A 17,675-nucleotide genomic window follows, 5' to 3' on the forward strand; every position below is an offset into this window, starting at 1 on the left:
AGTCGTGGTTAAGGAGTACAGTGCCACACGGTTCAGGCCCGACTAGTGACGGAGGTGATCGCTGTGCGAGATAGCGATCCTCCTAGTCGTGGCCGGGACGCTCGTCAGCGTTTCTGACCGCTGACCAGATTTCTTTCCCCGCAGCTCACCGGCCCTTTTCGGGCCGGCTTCGACGCATGCGGTGGTTCCGGCCGCGAAGTGACCCAAGCCCTTGCACAAGTCACCAGCGGAAAGTCGGTCTTTCATGATGAAGAACTTCGTCGCACCTCTCGGATTCACTCTGCTCTCGGCCTGGGTGGTCGTTTTGTTCGTGCTCGCGCACAACACGCCCTAAGGCAATCTCGACGTCCAGAGAAGGCTCATCGCGGCGCCGGCCAGACCCAGCAGAAGGCCCGCCGCGGCATACCACTGAGTAACCTCCCGCGGCTCGGTCCGGTGCCCGATCGAGCTGCCCATGTCCTCGTAGACCTGCTTCAGCTCGCTCACCGACGCGGCCTCGTAGAAGTAGCCCTTGGTCTGCTCGGCCAACTCCTGCAACGACAGCCGGTCCACCGGCACCCGCTGCACCGAACCGCGGATGTCGACCACACCGGTGTCGGTGCCGAACGCGATCGTCGACACCGGCACGTTCGCCTGACCGGCCGCCGCCGCCGCGTCCTCGATCGACCGGCCCGACGTGCGGTACCCGTCGGAGAGCAGCACGATCCGGGCCGGCGGCGCGCCGTCCGCCCCGTCCGACGGCACCATCCGGATGGCGTCCAGCGAGGTGAACACCGCCTCACCGGTCGCGGTCGCCTCGGCCAGCGTCAGCCCGTCGATCGCCGAGATCACCGAGGCGCGGTCCTTGGTCGGCGCCACCAGCACGTTCGCCGCCTTCGCGAACGACACCAGGCCCAGGTTGTACGTCGGGGGCAGCTCGTTGACGAACGACTTCGCCGCCTCCTGGGCCGCCTCGATCCGGCTCGGCTCGACGTCCTCGGCCTGCATCGACAGCGACACGTCGATGGCGAGCATCACGGTGGCGCGTTCCAGCGGCTCCTCGGTGTCGACCGACGGCCGGGCCGTCGCCGCCGACAGGGCGCCCAGCATCAGCAGGAACGCGCCCGCCGACACGTGCCGCCGCCAGCCCAGCCCCTTGGGCGCGAGGGTACGCAGCAGGTCGACGTTGGTGAACCGCATCGCGTACTGCCGCTTGCGGAACTGCCGCCAGACGTAGAACCCGGCCATGGCCAGGACCGGCAGCAACGTCAGCAGCCACCAGGGGTCCAGGAATCGGATCATCGTGTGGTCCCTCGGGTACGGGCGTGGCGCTGAGCGGCCACGAAGCGGACCATGTCGAGCAGCCAGTCGGTGTCGGTGCGCAGCCGCAGATGGGCCGCGCCGGCCGCCCGCAGCGCACGGGCGATCGCCGCCCGCTGCTGGCCGGCCGCCTCCGCGTACGCCTGGCGCAGTTGGGGGTCGGACGTCTGGACCTCGTGCAGCATCCCCGACTCGGGATCCGCCAGGGTCAGCACGCCGACGTCGGGCAACTCCAGCTCACGTGGGTCGACCACCTCGATGGCCAGCACGTCGTGCCGGACGCCCAGCTTCTTCACCGGACGGGCCCAGCCCTCCACCGGTGACAGGAAATCGGAGATCACCACGGCCACCCCACGACGGCGGGGCGGCCGGTTCAGCATGTCGATCAGAGCGCCCAGGTCGGTGCGGCCGGGGCGGATCGTGGTGCCGGCGATGGTCCGCAGCAGGGCCTGGGCCTCCTTGCGGCCGGGCCGGGCGGGCAGCCGGACCACCGGGGCGCTCGGCGGCGGCGGGGGCGGCCCGTCCGGCTTGCGGCGCCACCAACTGCGCGGTTCCTTCGGCGGTACGCCCGCGCCGGTGCCCACCACGGCTCCGATCCGGTTGCCGCCGCGGACGGTCAGGTGCGCCATCGCGGTGGCGGACGCGATGACCAGATCGCGTTTCAGCCACTGGGCGGTGCCGAAGTCGAGACTGGCCGACAGGTCCACCGCCAGCCACGTCTCCAGCTCCCGGTCGGCCACCGTGCGCCGCACGTGCGGGGTGGTGGTCCGGGCGGTGACCGGCCAGTCCATCCGCCGCACGTCGTCGCCGGGCCGGTACTCCCGGGACTCGCCGGCCTCACTGCCCGGACCGGGCAGCAGACCCACGTAGTCGCCCTGGAGCAGGCCGTCCAGCTTGCGGGTGACCAGCAGCTGCAACCGGCTGATGACAGCCTCGGTCCGGGCCGCCTGCGCCGGGGCGACCGGCATCTGCGTGCCCGGCCCGGTCACGGCCGGGCCCGCTCGGTCGTTTTCCCGGCAGGACGGCGCCCAGCGGAACAGCGCCCGGCGAGGCGTCGCCCAGCGGAACGACACTCGGCGAGGCGGCGCTCGGCAGGACGGCACTCGGCGAGGCGGTGACGGTCGGTGGGACGGCGCCCGGCGAGGCGGTGACGGTCGGTGACGGTGGTCATGCCTTACCCGGCCAATCGCCGCCCTGCGATGCGGCGCCGTCGTCGGAGGAGGCCGGGGCGCCGCTGGCCGGGCGGATCGCCGACACCGTCGGGCCCGCCACGTACTGCGCGGGTGACGGCTGGGGCCGGCCGTCGGCGACCGGGGTCAGCGGGCCGGGCGCGACCGGCGGCGTGGGCTGACCGGGCGCCGGCTGACCGAACGGGCCGGGCTGACCGGGGCCGGGCTGACCGGCACCGGGCTGGCCGGGGCCGAACGGACCGGGCTGACCAGGCGCGTGCTGACCAGGCGCGTGCTGACCAGGGGCGTGCTGGCCGGGACCGGGCTGGCCGTAGGCCGCCACCGGCTGGCCGAACTGGCCGGGGGCGAAACCGGGCTGGCCGGGGGCGTAGCCGGGCTGCCCCGGCGCGAAACCGGGCTGACCGGCCGGGATCCCGGAGACCGGCTGGGCGGACGCGCCGTTCGGCGTGTTCTGCCGGGACGACACCTGGGGCGGCGGCACGGTCTGCATGATGCGCGCCACGATGTGGTCGGCCGGGATGTCGTCGGCCAGCGCGTCGTAGCTGAGCACCAGCCGGTGCCGCAGGATGTCCGGCGCGATGTCCTGCACGTCCTGCGGGAGCGCGTAGTCCCGGCCGCGCAGCAGCGCCAGGGCGCGGGTGGCCCGGACGATGCCGAGCGAGGCGCGGGGACTCGCGCCGTACTGAATGAGCTGGGCCACGTCGGGCATGCCGTGCTGGGCCGGGGCGCGGGTCGCCAGCACCAGCCGGACCGTGTAGTCGACCAGGGCGTTGTGCACGAACACCTGGTCGGCGCGGCGCTGCAGGGCGAGCAGGTCGTCCGGGGTGAAGACCTGCTTCGGCTCCGGCGCGCTCACCCCCATCCGGTAGACGATCTCCCGCTCCTCGGTGTCGGTCGGGTAGCCCACCACGATCTTCATCAGGAACCGGTCGCGCTGCGCCTCGGGCAGCGGGTAGACCCCCTCCTGCTCGATCGGGTTCTGGGTGGCCATCACCAGGAACGGGTCGGGCACCTCGTGGGTCTTGCCGCCGATCGACACCTGGTGCTCGGCCATCACCTCCAGCAGCGCCGACTGGACCTTGGCCGGAGCCCGGTTGATCTCGTCGGCGAGCAGGAAGTTGACGAACACCGGGCCCAGCTCGACGTCGAACTTCTCGTTCGACTGCCGGTAGATCCGGGTGCCGACGATGTCGGCGGGCACCAGGTCGGGGGTGAACTGGACGCGGGAGAACGAGCCGCCGACCACCTTGGCCAGGGTCTCCACCGCGAGGGTCTTGGCGACACCGGGAACACCCTCGAGCAGACAGTGCCCGCGGGCCAGCAGGGCCACGAACATCCGCTCGACCATCCGGTCCTGGCCCACGATGACCCGTTTCACCTCGAACATGGCGCGCTCGAGCTGCGACGCGTCCTGCGCGGGTGGCACCGGGGCACCGGCGTCGGCGCTGGTATCGGTCTCGGGCGTGCTCGGCTGCGACACCGGTCCTCCACAACGGGTCTGGATGCCGGCTCTTCGCGAGCCGACGCTCAAGACTTACACGACAGACAACAACACACGGCTGAGAGGTTCCTAAGAAACGAAACCGCTCTGCTGGAGGGCAGCATAGGAACAGTTGTCGTCATCCGGCCGTCATCACCGCCGGGTTCGGACGTCTGCGCAGCCCGGGCCACCATCGGCCGAGTGTGTTGATCTTTCTACGCGATCCGCTGGAACGGGCGGGTCACCGGGTGCATACGCAGGTGTGTGAAGCGTGTAGCATTTGCATCGTCGCCGGGCGGCTTCCCCCGTGGCCGCCCGGCGCTAAAGCTCCCATTCCGTAAGGTTGCGGCGTGGTCGAGGAAACAGATCTTGCTCCCCAGTGTTCCGCCAAAGGTTGTCGTGCCGCGGCGTCCTGGCGATTGCACTGGAACAACCCGAAGATCCACACGCCGGACCGGCGGAAGACCTGGCTCGCGTGCGACGAGCACCGCACCACCCTCGGTTCCTTTCTCGACGCCCGGCGCTTCCTGCGCGAGGTCGTCCCGTTCACCCCGTCCGACGGCACCACGCATTAGCCCGTCCGATGGAACCGCGCGTTGACCTCATCCAACGGCGCCGCGCATTAGCCGTCCGCCGGTGCCGTGCATTTGGGCCCCATCCAACGACGCCGCGCGTCAGCCCGTCCGACGGTGCCGTGCGTCAGCCCCGTCCGACGGCGGCGTGCGGTGGCCCCGTCCGGCGGCGACGTGTGGCAGGCAGCGGGCCGATGGTGAGATTCCGCCGGTTACCAGGCCGGGCCGAATTCCCGCTCAGGGCCTAGGCTTCGGAATGTGAGTGAACCGTCCGCGCCGATCGTCGATGCCCTCGAACCCTGGCCGGGAACGGTCGACTGGCGGCCGGTCTCCGGCCGGCTGATCGCCGTCCACCTCATCGGGATCGCCACCTGGACCGTGCTGCTGCTGGCCGGCGCCGTCGCCGGATCGATCATGTTCGAGCAGGTGATCTGGTACTGGGCGATGGGCGGCGTGCTGCTCCTCGCGGTGTGGCGGGCGGTCGTCGCGGTCCGCGCGGTGCGTGCCTGGGGCTATGCCGAGAGAGACAACGATCTGCTGGTACGGCACGGGCTGCTCGTCCGGCACCTGTCCATCGTGCCGTACGCGCGGATGCAGTACGTCGACGTCACCGCGGGCCCGCTGGAGCGCGCGTTCGGGCTGGCCACCGTACAGCTGCACACCGCCGCGGCGGCCAGCAACGCCCGGGTGCCCGGGCTCGCGCCGGAGGAGGCGTCCCGGCTGCGCGACCGGCTGACCGCCCTCGGCGAGGACCGGGCCGAGGGCCTGTGAGCGACACCGGACTCCCCCAGCCGGCACCCGCCTCGCCGGCGCCCGGGCCGTTTTCCGAGCCCGCCGCCGCGCCGCTGCCCGCCACCCCTGCCCCCGCCAGCCCTGCCCCCGCCACCCCTGCCCCCGCCGCCGAGCCGGGGCCCGTCGCCTCCGCCACCACGCCGCCGCCCGGCACCCCCGGCCCCGCCGCCACACCGCCGCCCGGCACCCCCGGCACCCCGGGCACCTCCGGCCCCGCCGCCGCGCCCCTGTCCGGCGCCCCTGTCCCCGCCGCCGCGCCGCTGCCCGGCGCCGTCGGCCCCGCTGCCGAGCCGGTGCCGGAGGAGGAGCCCCGGCAGCGGCTGCATCCGCTCAGTCCGCTGCTCAAGGGTGCCAAGAGCATCGCGGTGATCATCGCGGCGCTCTCCTGGCAGACCCTCAGCTCGGTGGGGCTCACCGAGTTCGCCCTGATCGTTCTCGGTCTCGCGGTCGCCGTCGTGGTGTTCTCCGCGGTCGGCTGGTGGAACACCGGGTACCACGTGGTCGGCCGGGAGCTACGGATCGCCGAGGGGCTCGTCTGGCGGCGCAACCGGGCCATCCCGCTCGACCGGCTGCAGGCCGTGGAGTTGCGGCGGCCGCTGCTCGCCCAGCTCACCGGCCTGGCCGAACTCCGGCTCGAAGTGGTCGGCGGCGGCAAGACCGAGGCGCCGCTGGCCTACCTGACGGTGCAGAACACGTCGGTGCTGCGGGAGCGTCTGCTCGCGTTGTCCGGGCGTACCGCAGCAATCGTGTCCGCACCCGGAACCGCGCAGACGCCGGGCGGACCGCCTGGCGAGCCACCGCCGCTCTTCCGGGTCCGCAACCAGGACCTGCTGATCAGCCAGCTGCTCACCCCGCAGGCGTTCCTGCTGCCGCTCGGCGTCGCCTGGGTGATCACCCAGTTCGCGATAGAGGGGTCGTGGACGTTCATCGGCATCGGCGGCACCGTCACCGCGATGGCCGGTGTGCTGCTGCAGCCGATCCGCAAGGTGCTCCGGGACTGGGATTTCCGGCTGATCCACGGCGAGCGGCTGATCCTGCACTACGGGCTCACCGAGACCCGCAGCCAGGTGGTGCCGCCGCACCGGGTGCAGGCGGTCCGGATCACCTGGCCGTTCCTGTGGCGGGCCAAGGGCTGGCTGCACCTGAACATCGACGTGGCCGGCCTGTCCACGCCGGAACCCGGTGACGACAACAGCTCCGACCGCCTGATGCCGGTCGGCGACCAGGCCACCGCCCGTGCCCTGGTCGCGGCCGCGCTGCCCGGCGTCGACCTGGCCGCCATGGCCACCTCGCCACCGCCGCCCCGGGCCTGGTGGCTGCACCCGTTCGGGCTGCGCTTCTACGGCGCCGGGCTGGCCGCTGACGTCTTCGTCAGCCGGGGCGGGCGGGTGACCCGGGAGATGACCCTGGTGCCGTACGCCCGGCTGCAGAGCGTCCGGGTGGTCCAGGGCCCGCTGCAGCGCCGTCTCGGCCTGGCCACCGTCTACGCCGACACCGCGGGCGGCCGGGCCGGCGAGGCCCGCGACCGGGATCTGGCCGAGGCCTACGCCATCGCCGACCAGCTGGCCCTGCGCTCCCGCGAAGCCCGGGCCACCCTCGCCCGCCACTCGGTGGCGGACGGTCCGCGAAGCGGGCATGTGGGCGCCGGGCAGCACGGCCGGATTCCGGACGGCCACGCCCCGGCCACCGCTTGGCACGCACCCGGCCCGCACCCGGCCGGAACCGGTTCACCCAGCCCATACCCGGCCGGGACCGGTTCGCCCGGCTCACACCCGGTCGGAACCGGTTCGCCCGGCCCACACCCGGTCGGAACCGGTTCGCCCAGCCCACACGCGGTTGGGACCGGTTCGCCCGGTTTCACCCCCGTGACCCCGGACGAACCGGTGGACGACACGTACTGGCGGCGGCCCGGACAGACATAGGATCCGATGATGGAGCTTCCGGAGTTCGCGCCGGGCCTGGGCGCCCGGGTCGATTTGACGGTCACCGACGCCGACACCGCTCAATCGCTGGGCTCCGGTGACGTGCCGGTGCTGGCCACGCCCCGGGTCCTGGCCCTGGCCGAGGCGGCGACGGTCGCCGCGACCGCCCGTCAGATCCCGGGCGGCATCACCACGGTCGGCACCCGGGCGGAGATCGAGCACCGCTTCCCCACCCCGGTCGGCCACCGGGTCACCGCCCAGGCAACCCTGACCAAGGCCGAGGGCCGCACACTTCTCTTCGACGTGACCGTCCACGACGGCGACACGCTTGTCGCCGAGGTCCGCGTCGAGCGCGTGATCCTGGACCGCCAACGTTTCATCGCGAAGGCCCTCGGCGACTGACCCGGCCGACGGCGGCGGCAGCGCCCACGGTCGGCCGCGGGCCCGGCTGGGACACGCGGGCCGACCGGCCGCCGGCGCGGCGCTGAGACACGCGGGCGATCGGCCGCGGGCCCGGCAGCGGTGGGCGTGCCGCCTTGTCAGCGCGCGGGCCAGCGGGTGGCCAGCTCGGCGGGGGTGGGCATGGCGGTGGCTCCGCCCTGGCGTTCGCAGACCAGGCCGGCCACCGACAGGGCGAACCGCACGTCGTCCGCCCAGGCCGGCAGATCGGCGGGGCGGCCGCCGGTCAGCAGGCGGCTGATCAGGGCGGCCATCACCGAGTCCCCGGCGCCGGTGGCGTCGATGGCGTTCACCACCGGGGCCGGCACGGTGGTGCTCCCGGACGGGACGGCGACGTGGGCGCCGCGGGCGCCGAGGGTGACCACCACGGCGCGGGCGCCCAGGTCGAGGATGCGGGCGGCGGCCACCGCCGGGTCCTCCGAGCCGTAGAGCACGACGGCGTCGGCGGAGCTGAGTTTGACCAGGTCGGCGGTGGCGAAGAAGGATTCCGACAGGGTGCGCAGGGCGTCCACGGCGGCGCCGTCGGGCAGCAGGGTGGGGCGCACGTTGGGGTCGAAGACGCGCAGCGGGCCGTCGACGGCCCAGGCGGCCCGGGCGGCGGACACGAACGGTTCCCGGAGCAGGCAGATCGACCCGGTGTAGAGCACCGCGGCCCCGGCGATCGCCCCGAGGTCCAGGTCGGCGGGGGTGAGCAGGGCGTAGGACGGCGGCTCGCCGTAGAAGGTGAACGTCGGCTCGGCGCCCTCGAACGTGGTGATGGCGAGCGTGGTCGGCACCTGCACCCGGCGTACGCCCTGGTCGTCGACACCGGCGTCGCGCAGGAAGGCCGCCATCCGTTCGCCGAGGACGTCCTTACTGAGGGTGCCCGTCCAGCGGGCGTCACCGCCGAGGCGCGCGACGCCGACGGCGACGTTGAGGGGCGCCCCGCCGATCGCCTGCCGGTAGACCTGACCGCCGTCGACGTCCGCTTCGAGCAGGTCGATCAGCGCTTCACCCATCACCATCGCGTAGCCCACGGCAACACCCTCTCACCCGGCCGGGGACGGCCCCAAGCGTTCCCCGGCACGTGCGGGTCACCGTGCCCCGATCCACCTGACCAAATCGTGGCAATGGCGACAATTGGCAGATGAGATTACTGGCTTTCGCGGCACCGATGCTCCTGACCGTTCCCGCGCCGGTCGCCGAGGGCACCTTCCAGCCCTGGCGCGACGGGTCCGCCGCGGTCACCTACGACCAGGCGGTGGTCCCGGCCGGCGCACGGGCCCGGCTCGCCGTCGAGCAGACCCCGGCTGCGGTACGGGTGACCCTGCTCGCCACCGGACTGCGGCCGGGGCATCCGTACGGCGCCCACCTGCACACCGGCCGGTGCGGGGCGGATCCCGCCGACGCCGGTCCGCACTACCAGCACCGTCCGGACCCGGCGGCCGGGCCGGGCAAGCCGTCGGTGGATCCGGCGTACGCGAATCCGCGCAACGAGATCTGGCTCGACTTCATCACCGACCGGAACGGGGTCGGCCGGGCGACGACCGCCCAGTCCTGGGCCTTCGACGAGTCCCGCCCGCCGCTGTCGCTGGTGCTGCACGCCGAGCACACGCACACCGCCCCGGGTGAGGCGGGTACCGCGGGCGCCCGGCTGGCCTGCCTGACCAGGGACGCCGCGCCGGGGTACCGGCACGACGGCGGACGGGGGTGATGTTGATCAAGGTGGCGCCGGACGCCCGGCCTTGCGATGGGCAACTGGTCAAGCGGTAACGTCGGGGTACCGAGAACGGAGGCACCCCACGATGGCCGAGAACAGCGGCAACAACCAGCCCGCCCCGAAGACGGAGTCCCATGACCCCGACTTCCCGGAGGCGTTCCTGAGCTTCATGCGCCAGGGCTGGCGGGAGGATCCGCTGGCCGTCACGCCGCTGCCGGAGGTGCCCAACTACGCGAAGCGCCGGGCCGCGCTCTCCGAGGCCTTCCCCGGCGAGACGCTGATCATCCCGAGCGGCAACGAGAAGGTGCGGGCCAACGACACCGACTACACGTTCCGTCCCGGCAGCGACTTCTTCTACCTGACCGGCGACCGCGACCCGGACAGCGTGCTGATCCTGCACCCGAGCGGTTCCGGCCACGACGCGGTGCTCTACACCCGGCAGCGCAACTCGAAGGACACCGACCGGTTCTTCCGGGACCGCAACGGCGAGCTGTGGGTCGGGCGCACCCACACCCTGGCGGAGAAGTCCGAGGAGCTGGGCCTGAGCACCGCCTCGCTGGGCCAGCTGGGCGGGGCGCTGGCCGGCACGGCGCCGGGCCGGGCCCGGGTGCTGCGCGGTTTCGACGCCGCGGTGGACCGGGCGATCCTGGCCTTCGAGCCGGACCGGACAAAACTGCGCGACCGCGAGCTGGCCCGGGTGATCTCCGAGCTGAAACTGGTCAAGGACGAGTGGGAGATCGCCCAGCTGCAGGACGCGATCGACGCCACGGTCCGCGGTTTCGAGGACGTGGCCCGGGTCCTGCCGGCCGACCGCGGCGTCAAGGAGCGCCTGCTGGAGGGCGTCTTCGGGCTGCGGGCCCGGCACGACGGCAACGACGTCGGCTACACCTCGATCGTCGGCGCCGGCGCGCACGCGACGATCCTGCACTGGGTGCGCAACACCGGCGTGACCACGCCCGGTGACCTGCTGCTGATGGACATGGGCGTGGAGGGCGACAACCTCTACACCGCCGACGTGACCCGCACGATCCCGGTGAACGGCACGTTCTCGCCGTTGCAGCGCCAGGTCTACGACATCGTGCACGCCTCGCAGCAGGCCGGGATGGACGCGATCAGGCCCGGTGTGGTGTTCAAGGACATCCACAAGATCTGCATGCGGGTGCTCGCCGAGGGCCTGCACGACCTGGACCTGCTGCCGGTTAGCGTGGACCAGGCGATGGCCGACGACAGCACCGTCTACCGGCGGTGGACGCTGCACGGGTTCGGGCACATGCTCGGCATCGACGTGCACGACTGCAACGCGGCGCGGACCGAGCGCTACAAGGAGGGCCGGTTCGAGGAGGGCATGGTCCTCACCGTGGAGCCGGGCCTCTACTTCCAGCCCGAGGACGAGCTGGTTCCCGCGGAGCTGCGCGGCGTCGGCGTCCGGATCGAGGACGACGTGCTGGTCACCGCGGACGGCATCCGCAACCTGTCGGACGGTCTGCCCCGCACCTCGGCCGAGGTCGAGACGTGGCTGGCAGCGCAGCGCGAGGCCGGCCCGCGCCTGCCCGGCTGAGAGTCGATCCACGGTGCGGGGCGGCGGATTCCCCGCCGCCCCGCACCGTGATCACGGCTGGTAGTCGGTGACGGTCCAGCACTCCAGACCGTCGACCTCCTCCATCACGTTGATGGTGACCTTCACCGGGTGGCCGTCGGTCAGGTCGTACTCGGTGGCCACCTCGGCGCCGTCGTCCTTGGCGGTCTCCGCCATCTCGAGGAGCTGGCCGAGGGCCGGCACGTCGATCTCCTCGCCCTCCTCGCCGGTGACCGGACCCAGGTCCGCCTCGGAGGAGGGCGCCGGGGACGCCGCGCCACCGGCCCGGGTCGCGGTGGTGACCACCCCGTCCTTGACGGTCGCCTGGTAACGGCCCTCCGGCGCGGTGTCGTCACAGCCCCGGACCAGGGTGAACGTGTAGGCGGCGGGCTCGGTCCAGGCCGGCGCGCTCGGCGGCGGGCCGGATGTCGCGGGCGCGGGCTCAGCGGGGTCCGAGGTGCATCCTCCGACCAGACCGACCAGGACCAACGCGCACAGAGCACGCTCGAACCGCACCACGACCTCCGCCTCCGGCGGGCACCGCCGACCGGAGCCCCGCGGCGCAATCTAGCGCAGTCGCGCTCACCGCGCCGCGCTGACGAAGACCACCACCGATCGGGCCGGGATCTCGGCCGGGGTGACGCCGGACAGCACCGGGTCGGCCGACCGGGTCAGCTCCGGATGCAGGCGCAGGTCACCGGCGTCCGGGATCTCCGGGTGGGCCGGCCACTCGGTCGCGTTGAACACCACCACGGTCCGTCCCCAGCGGGCGTCCAGACCGGTCCCGTCCAGGTCCATCACGATCACTCCGGGCTGTTCGCCCGGCCCGCTGAGCGGGAACGACAGCCGCCGCTGCACCTCCTCGGCGGTGGGTAGCCCGAACACCGGCGACGACCGGCGGATCCGCAGCAGCTCCCGGTAGCGTTCGGCGGCCAGGTCGATCACGTCCGGCGCCGGGACCAGGTCCGGGTCGCCGAGCAGCGGGCGGGCCCAGTCCCACTGGTCCCGGTTGTCCTCCTCCGGCGGCAGGCCCAGCCCGAAACCGTTGCCGGCGGCCGGATCCCAGCGGATGCCGTTGAACCAGTCACCGGAGTTGTACGAGTTCCGGTCCAGCGACTTGGACCGCAGCCGTTCGCTGCCGAGCGCGACGAACCCGGCGCCCTGGCTGAGCACCACCAGGGCCAGGGCGAGGACCTGCATCCGGGCCCGGTCGACCTGCCCGGTCCCGTGCGGCAGCTTGAACGCCATCGCGTCGTACAGGATCTCGTTGTCGTGCGCGTCCACGTAGTTGACCGCTTCACCGGGGTCGTGCGCGTAACCGGCCCCGATCTCGGCGCCGGTGTGCTCGTGCCCGTCGTGGCCGGTGAACCGGTAGGTGGCCAGCGCCCCGGCGAGCCCGACCTTGATCTGGTCGTGCATCCAGAGCGGCACGCCGGAACCGAGCCCGGTGGCGAAACCGCGCACACCCGGGTCGCCGTGGGCGCTGCCGCCGCGGATCGCGTCGCGGAGCCGGTCGTTGAAGGTGCCGACGCCGGTGCCGGCCATGTTGACCTGGGTGGCCTGGACGAAACGGGCGTCGTACGCCACCTCGCCGAAGTTCCACCCCTCCCCGTAGAGCACGATACCGCTGTCGATGCGGGCCAGCTCATCGCGTACCGCAAGAATGTTGGTCTTGGGGTGGTGTCCCATCAAGTCGAAGCGGAAACCGTCGATCCGGTACGCCCGGGCCCAGGTGACCAGGGAGTCCACGACCAGCCGGCCCATCATCACGTGCTCGGTGGCGGTGTTGGGGCAGCAGGTGGACTCGGCGGTGCTGCCGTCGTCGATCAGCCGGTGGTAGTAACCGGGCACGATCCGGTCCAGGACGCTGAACCGGTCCAGGCCGTCGCCCATGGTGTGGTTGTAGACCACGTCGAGCACCACCCGCAGACCGGCCTTGTTGAGGGCGGCCACCGCGGCCCGCAGCTGCCGGATCCGGTCCGGGCCGTCCGGGTCGGTGGAGTAACCGCCGTCCGGCGTGGTCCAGTGCCACGGGTCGTAACCCCAGTTGAAGCCGTCCCGATCGGCGACCTCCATCACCGCCCGCTGCTGCTCCGCCGAGTCGGGCGGGAACGACGCCAACTCGCACCGCGGTTCGGCCTGGTCCGAACGCCGGTCGGGCACGGTGGCGAAGTCGTTGACCGGCAGCAGGTGCACGTGGGTGAGCCCGGCGTCGGCGAGCGACCGCAGATGGCGCATCCCGTCCGATTCGTCCCGGGTGAAGGCCAGGAAGGTGCCGCGCTCGGGCGCCGGAACCGTGGTGTCGTAGACCGAGAAGTCACGCACCGACAGTTCGCTGATCTGCATCCGGGCCGGGGCGACCACGGGTGGTTTGACCAGCTCGTCCCACCCGTACGGGAAGAGCGAAGGGTCGTCGAGGTCGATCAGCTGACTGTGGGTGGAGTCGCCGGCCAGCGACACCGAGTACGGGTCGGTCACGCTCGTCGTCACCTCCCGCTGGACGGCCGGCTGCCAGACCCGGACCCGGAACCGGTACCACCGGCCCAGCCACTTCGGCTTGCCGGTGATGCTCCAGACGCCGGTGACGTCGTCCCTGGTCATCGGATGGATCCGGGGCTCGCCGGCCGGGTCGCGGAACAGTTCCAGCTCGACCACCCGGGCGGTGGGCGCCCAGACCGACAGGCGGGGGCGGCCTCCGTCGCCGATCACCGGGCCCAACTCGGCGGTGGCGGCCTCCGGGTAGAGGTCGTCCAGCACACCCGCGGTCTGCACCGCGGTGACCGCGTTCGCGCCCTCGACGAGCAGACGGCCCCGCAGCAGCTCACGCAACTCTTCGTCGGGCAGTTCGGGGACCGCGTACGCGCGATAAGCCCTCAAATGGGGGAAACGGCGGCTCTGGTCCTGGAAGAGGCCGCCGGGCCGCGGGGTCAGCTTCAGATCACCCAGAGTGAACGACGTGGCTCGGGCCGCGAACCACTCGGGCAGGGCCACCGTGGTCCGGTCGATGAAGACGGCGTGGGCCCGGGCCGGGTCCAGCTCGGGACCCAGGGTGTCGCCCAGGGCCGGCAGCACCGGGGCGGTCTCGCCCGCGGTCAGCCAGACCTCGCGGGTTTCGATCAGGTCCAGGCGCTGGTCGTCGGGCAGGTCCTTCTCGTCGCCGCGATAGAGGACATACCGCAGGCCCACCGCGTCGTCGCGGACCCGGACCTGGAAGACGGCTCCGAAGGCGTCGAAGCGGACCGGGATCCGGGGCCTTCCCCAGCGGGGTTTCTCCTTGACCGGGACGCCCTCCCAGGCGTGCAGTCCCCACCCTGCGTAATCGCCGTCGGGGCGACGGTAATGAATCAGGACGTCCGATTTGTCTCTATTTTTCGGAACATTGGCGACCATTTTGCTCTCGCCAGCCACCACCCAGATCTCGCCCGTTTCGTGCGGCGAAACCCAGCGATCCGCCTCGACATCCTTGACACCATGCCGATCGACGATGAGGAATCCGACCTTCCGCGCATCATCGGCTAATTTCACCCAGGCGAAACGGCCCCACTCGTCCTCTCCGGCGAACGGGGCGCCGGCCGGAAAGACCGGTTCAGTGCCGGGCGCGAGGTCCCCCCAGGCGTGCAGGACCCAGCCGGAATAGTCGTCGTCGGGCCGCTGGTAGTGCACGACCAGCCATCTCGTCACCGCAACATCATCTCAGCCGCGCCCTCCGGCTGGGAGGATCGGCGCAAGGAACCCGCCTTGCCACTGGTCTAGGTTTGCCAGCCATAGCGTTTGCCAGCCATAGCAAGACGGACGTACGGTTTAGCGAAGACGCGCAACCGAGAGTTAGGCATACCTAACCTACAGGTCCCCCTTTCGGTGCGAAAGACTTTGAATTCCAGTCGCTGGGTGTGAAGGAGAAGACGGTGGCCAGCCTCGACACCTTTGGTGCGAAGAGCGAGCTGCGCGTCGGAGACGCGAGCTACGAGATTTTCACGATCGACAAGGTGAAGGGGCACGAGCGTCTGCCCTACTCCTTGAAGATCCTCCTGGAGAACCTGCTGCGGACCGAGGACGGCGCGAACATCACCGCCGACCACATCAACGCGCTGGGTCAATGGGACAAGGACGCTCAGCCGAACGTCGAGATTCAGTTCACCCCGGCACGGGTGCTGATGCAGGACTTCACCGGCGTCCCCTGCGTGGTCGACCTGGCCACCATGCGTGAGGCCGTCAAGGAGCTGGGCGGTGACCCCACCAAGGTCAACCCGCTCTCCCCCGCCGAGATGGTCATCGACCACTCCGTCATCGCCGACCTGTTCGGCCGTGAGGACGCCTTCCAGCGCAACGTGGAGCTGGAGTACCAGCGCAACCGCGAGCGCTACCAGTTCCTGCGCTGGGGTCAGACCGCGTTCAACGAGTTCAAGGTCGTCCCGCCCGGCACCGGCATCGTGCACCAGGTCAACATCGAGTACCTGGCCCGTACCATCATGGAGCGCAACGGCCAGGCGTACCCGGACACCGTCGTCGGCACCGACTCGCACACCACCATGGTCAACGGCCTGGGCGTGCTGGGCTGGGGTGTCGGCGGCATCGAGGCCGAGGCCGCCATGCTGGGCCAGCCGGTCTCCATGCTGATCCCGCGGGTCGTCGGCTTCAAGCTGTCCGGCGAGGCCCCGGCCGGCACCACCGCCACCGACCTGGTGCTGACCATCACCGAGATGCTGCGCAAGCACGGTGTGGTCAGCAAGTTCGTCGAGTTCTACGGCCCCGGCGTCAGCGCCGTGCCGCTGGCCAACCGGGCCACCATCGGCAACATGTCGCCGGAGTACGGCTCGACCGCCGCGATGTTCCCGATCGACGAGCAGACCATCGAGTACCTCAAGCTCACCGGCCGCTCCGAGCAGCAGGTCGCCCTGGTCGAGGCGTACGCGAAGCGGCAGGGCCTCTGGCTCGACCCGAACGCCGAGCCGGACTTCAGCGAGAAGCTGGAGCTCGACCTGTCGACGATCGTCCCGTCGCTGGCCGGCCCGAAGCGCCCGCAGGACCGCGTGCCGCTGAACGCCGCGAAGTCGATGTGGCGCGACGCGCTGCCGACCTACGCCGCCCCGCACGGTCACGCCGACGAGGCCAGCGAGGAGTCGTTCCCGGCCAGTGACGCGCCGGCCAACGGTGTCGAGGACGAGGCCGACAAGCCGCACGTCTTCAGTGCCGCCCTGGGCGCCACCGGCCGCACGTCCAAGCCCACCCGGGTCAAGGGCGACGACGGTGTCGAGTACGAGCTGGACCACGGCGCGGTCGTGATCGCCGCCATCACGTCCTGCACCAACACCTCGAACCCGCAGGTCATGATCGGTGCCGCCCTGCTCGCGAAGAAGGCCGTCGAGCGTGGCCTGACCCGCAAGCCGTGGGTCAAGACCACCCTGGCCCCGGGCTCCAAGGTCGTCTCCGACTACTACGACCGGTCGGGCCTCACCCCGTACCTGGACAAGATCGGTTTCAACCTGGTCGGCTACGGCTGCACCACCTGCATCGGCAACTCGGGCCCGCTGCCCGAGGAGGTCTCGGCCGCCATCAACGAGAACGACCTGACCGCGGTCAGCGTCCTCTCCGGCAACCGGAACTTCGAGGGCCGGATCAACCCGGACGTCAAGATGAACTACCTGGCGTCCCCGCCGCTGGTCGTGGCGTACGCGCTGGCCGGCTCGATGGACATCGACATCACCACCGAGCCGCTCGGCACCGGGTCGGACGGCAAGCCGGTCTTCCTCAACGAGATCTGGCCAACGCCGCAGGAGGTCGAGGAGACCATCGCGCAGGCGATCGGCGCCGAGGGCTTCTCCGCCGCGTACCAGGACGTCTTCGCCGGTGACGAGCAGTGGCAGTCGCTGCCCACCCCGACCGGTGACACGTTCGCCTGGGACGGCGAGTCCACCTACGTCCGCAAGCCCCCGTACTTCGAGGGCATGCAGGCCGACCCGAGCCCGGTGACCGACATCGCCGGCGCCCGCGTGCTGGCCAAGCTGGGCGACTCGGTCACCACCGACCACATCTCCCCGGCCAGCTCGATCAAGCCGGACTCGCCCGCCGGTAAGTACCTGGCCGAGCACGGCGTGCCGCGCCACGAGTTCAACAGCTACGGCTCGCGCCGCGGCAACCACGAGGTCATGATCCGCGGCACCTTCGCGAACATCCGACTGCGCAACCAGCTGCTGACCGACGTCGAGGGTGGCTTCACGCTGAACCACCTGACCGGCGAGCAGTCGACCATCTTCGACGCGTCGGTGCAGTACCAGGAGGCCGGCATCCCGCTGGTGATCCTGGCCGGCAAGGAGTACGGCTCCGGTTCGTCGCGGGACTGGGCGGCCAAGGGCACCATGCTCCTCGGGGTCCGCGCCGTCATCGCCGAGAGCTACGAGCGCATCCACCGCTCCAACCTGATCGGCATGGGCGTGCTCCCGCTGCAGTTCCCGCAGGGGCAGAACGCCGAGTCGCTGGGCCTGACCGGCACCGAGACGTTCTCGTTCGCCGGTGTCACCGAGCTCAACGACGGCAAGACGCCGAGCACGGTCAAGGTCACCACGGACACCGGCATCGAGTTCGACGCCGTGGTCCGCATCGACACCCCGGGCGAGGCCGACTACTACCGCAACGGCGGCATCCTGCAGTACGTCCTGCGCAAGATGCTCCGCAGCTGATCCACCGCT

The 17,675-nt window shown here is 71.5% G+C and carries 11 protein-coding genes and 2 pseudogenes; 7 read left to right on the forward strand and 6 right to left on the reverse strand.

The genetic code is table 11. The features are described 5' to 3' along the window. Positions 1 to 330: 330 nt before the first annotated feature. The 3 genes and pseudogenes from Aco03nite_RS05415 to Aco03nite_RS05425 all read right to left on the reverse strand — a co-directional run. Positions 331 to 1,281: a 26S proteasome regulatory subunit RPN10 gene (locus Aco03nite_RS05415; protein ID WP_203793635.1), complete on the reverse strand. Its 951-nt coding sequence runs from the start codon at positions 1,279 to 1,281 to the stop codon at positions 331 to 333. Further along, entirely contained in the window at positions 1,278 to 2,267 is a 990-nt protein-coding gene (locus Aco03nite_RS05420) for a DUF58 domain-containing protein (protein ID WP_203793722.1), read from the reverse strand. The genes Aco03nite_RS05415 and Aco03nite_RS05420 overlap by 4 nt, the downstream gene beginning before the upstream one ends. A gap of 604 nt (positions 2,268 to 2,871) precedes the next feature. Then, positions 2,872 to 3,969 (reverse strand): annotated as a pseudogene (locus tag Aco03nite_RS05425) (AAA family ATPase); the annotation flags it as partial. A 350-nt stretch (positions 3,970 to 4,319) separates the two neighbouring features. On the opposite strand from Aco03nite_RS05425, the gene Aco03nite_RS05430 reads away from it, so the two are divergent. From Aco03nite_RS05430 to Aco03nite_RS05445, 4 genes and pseudogenes are all read left to right on the forward strand, one after another. Further along, entirely contained in the window at positions 4,320 to 4,544 is a 225-nt protein-coding gene (locus Aco03nite_RS05430; RefSeq protein WP_203793636.1) for a hypothetical protein, read from the forward strand. Positions 4,545 to 4,799: 255 nt separating this feature from the next. Further along, a complete protein-coding gene (locus Aco03nite_RS05435; RefSeq protein WP_203793637.1) occupies positions 4,800 to 5,312 on the forward strand; it encodes a PH domain-containing protein in 513 nt (170 codons plus the stop codon). A 281-nt stretch (positions 5,313 to 5,593) separates the two neighbouring features. Continuing rightward, positions 5,594 to 6,922: pseudogene (locus tag Aco03nite_RS05440) on the forward strand (PH domain-containing protein); the annotation flags it as partial. 342 nt (positions 6,923 to 7,264) lie between these two features. After that, entirely contained in the window at positions 7,265 to 7,657 is a 393-nt protein-coding gene (locus tag Aco03nite_RS05445; RefSeq protein ID WP_203793638.1) for a thioesterase family protein, read from the forward strand. 137 nt (positions 7,658 to 7,794) lie between these two features. On the opposite strand, the gene Aco03nite_RS05450 is transcribed toward Aco03nite_RS05445, so the two are convergent. Then, complete coding sequence (locus tag Aco03nite_RS05450; RefSeq protein WP_203793639.1) at positions 7,795 to 8,730, reverse strand: carbohydrate kinase family protein; 936 nt, start codon at positions 8,728 to 8,730, stop codon at positions 7,795 to 7,797. A 110-nt stretch (positions 8,731 to 8,840) separates the two neighbouring features. Here Aco03nite_RS05450 and Aco03nite_RS05455 point away from each other — a divergent pair, with 110 nt between their 5' ends. Then, positions 8,841 to 9,407 (forward strand): superoxide dismutase family protein, encoded by a 567-nt coding sequence (locus Aco03nite_RS05455; RefSeq protein WP_203793640.1) that lies wholly within the window; start codon positions 8,841 to 8,843, stop codon positions 9,405 to 9,407. A 91-nt stretch (positions 9,408 to 9,498) separates the two neighbouring features. Next, positions 9,499 to 10,971 carry an aminopeptidase P family protein gene (locus tag Aco03nite_RS05460; RefSeq protein WP_203793641.1) on the forward strand — a complete coding sequence of 491 codons (1,473 nt, stop codon included), beginning with the start codon at positions 9,499 to 9,501 and terminating at the stop codon, positions 10,969 to 10,971. A 51-nt stretch (positions 10,972 to 11,022) separates the two neighbouring features. Here Aco03nite_RS05460 and Aco03nite_RS05465 read toward each other — a convergent pair whose 3' ends face one another. Together Aco03nite_RS05465 and pulA are read right to left on the reverse strand one after the other, a co-directional pair. Continuing rightward, positions 11,023 to 11,505: a hypothetical protein gene (locus Aco03nite_RS05465; RefSeq protein ID WP_239144933.1), complete on the reverse strand. Its 483-nt coding sequence runs from the start codon at positions 11,503 to 11,505 to the stop codon at positions 11,023 to 11,025. A gap of 66 nt (positions 11,506 to 11,571) precedes the next feature. Next, positions 11,572 to 14,670 (reverse strand): pullulanase-type alpha-1,6-glucosidase, encoded by a 3,099-nt coding sequence (gene pulA / locus Aco03nite_RS05470; RefSeq protein WP_203793643.1) that lies wholly within the window; start codon positions 14,668 to 14,670, stop codon positions 11,572 to 11,574. Between the two features lie 209 nt (positions 14,671 to 14,879). Between pulA and acnA the strand changes: the two genes are divergently transcribed. Continuing rightward, positions 14,880 to 17,666, forward strand: coding sequence for an aconitate hydratase AcnA (gene acnA / locus Aco03nite_RS05475; RefSeq protein WP_203793644.1), 2,787 nt, complete (start codon positions 14,880 to 14,882; stop codon positions 17,664 to 17,666). Positions 17,667 to 17,675 lie beyond the last annotated feature (9 nt).

The sequence above is a fragment of the Actinoplanes couchii genome, assembly GCF_016862075.1.
In the GTDB taxonomy this organism is placed as follows: domain Bacteria; phylum Actinomycetota; class Actinomycetes; order Mycobacteriales; family Micromonosporaceae; genus Actinoplanes; species Actinoplanes couchii.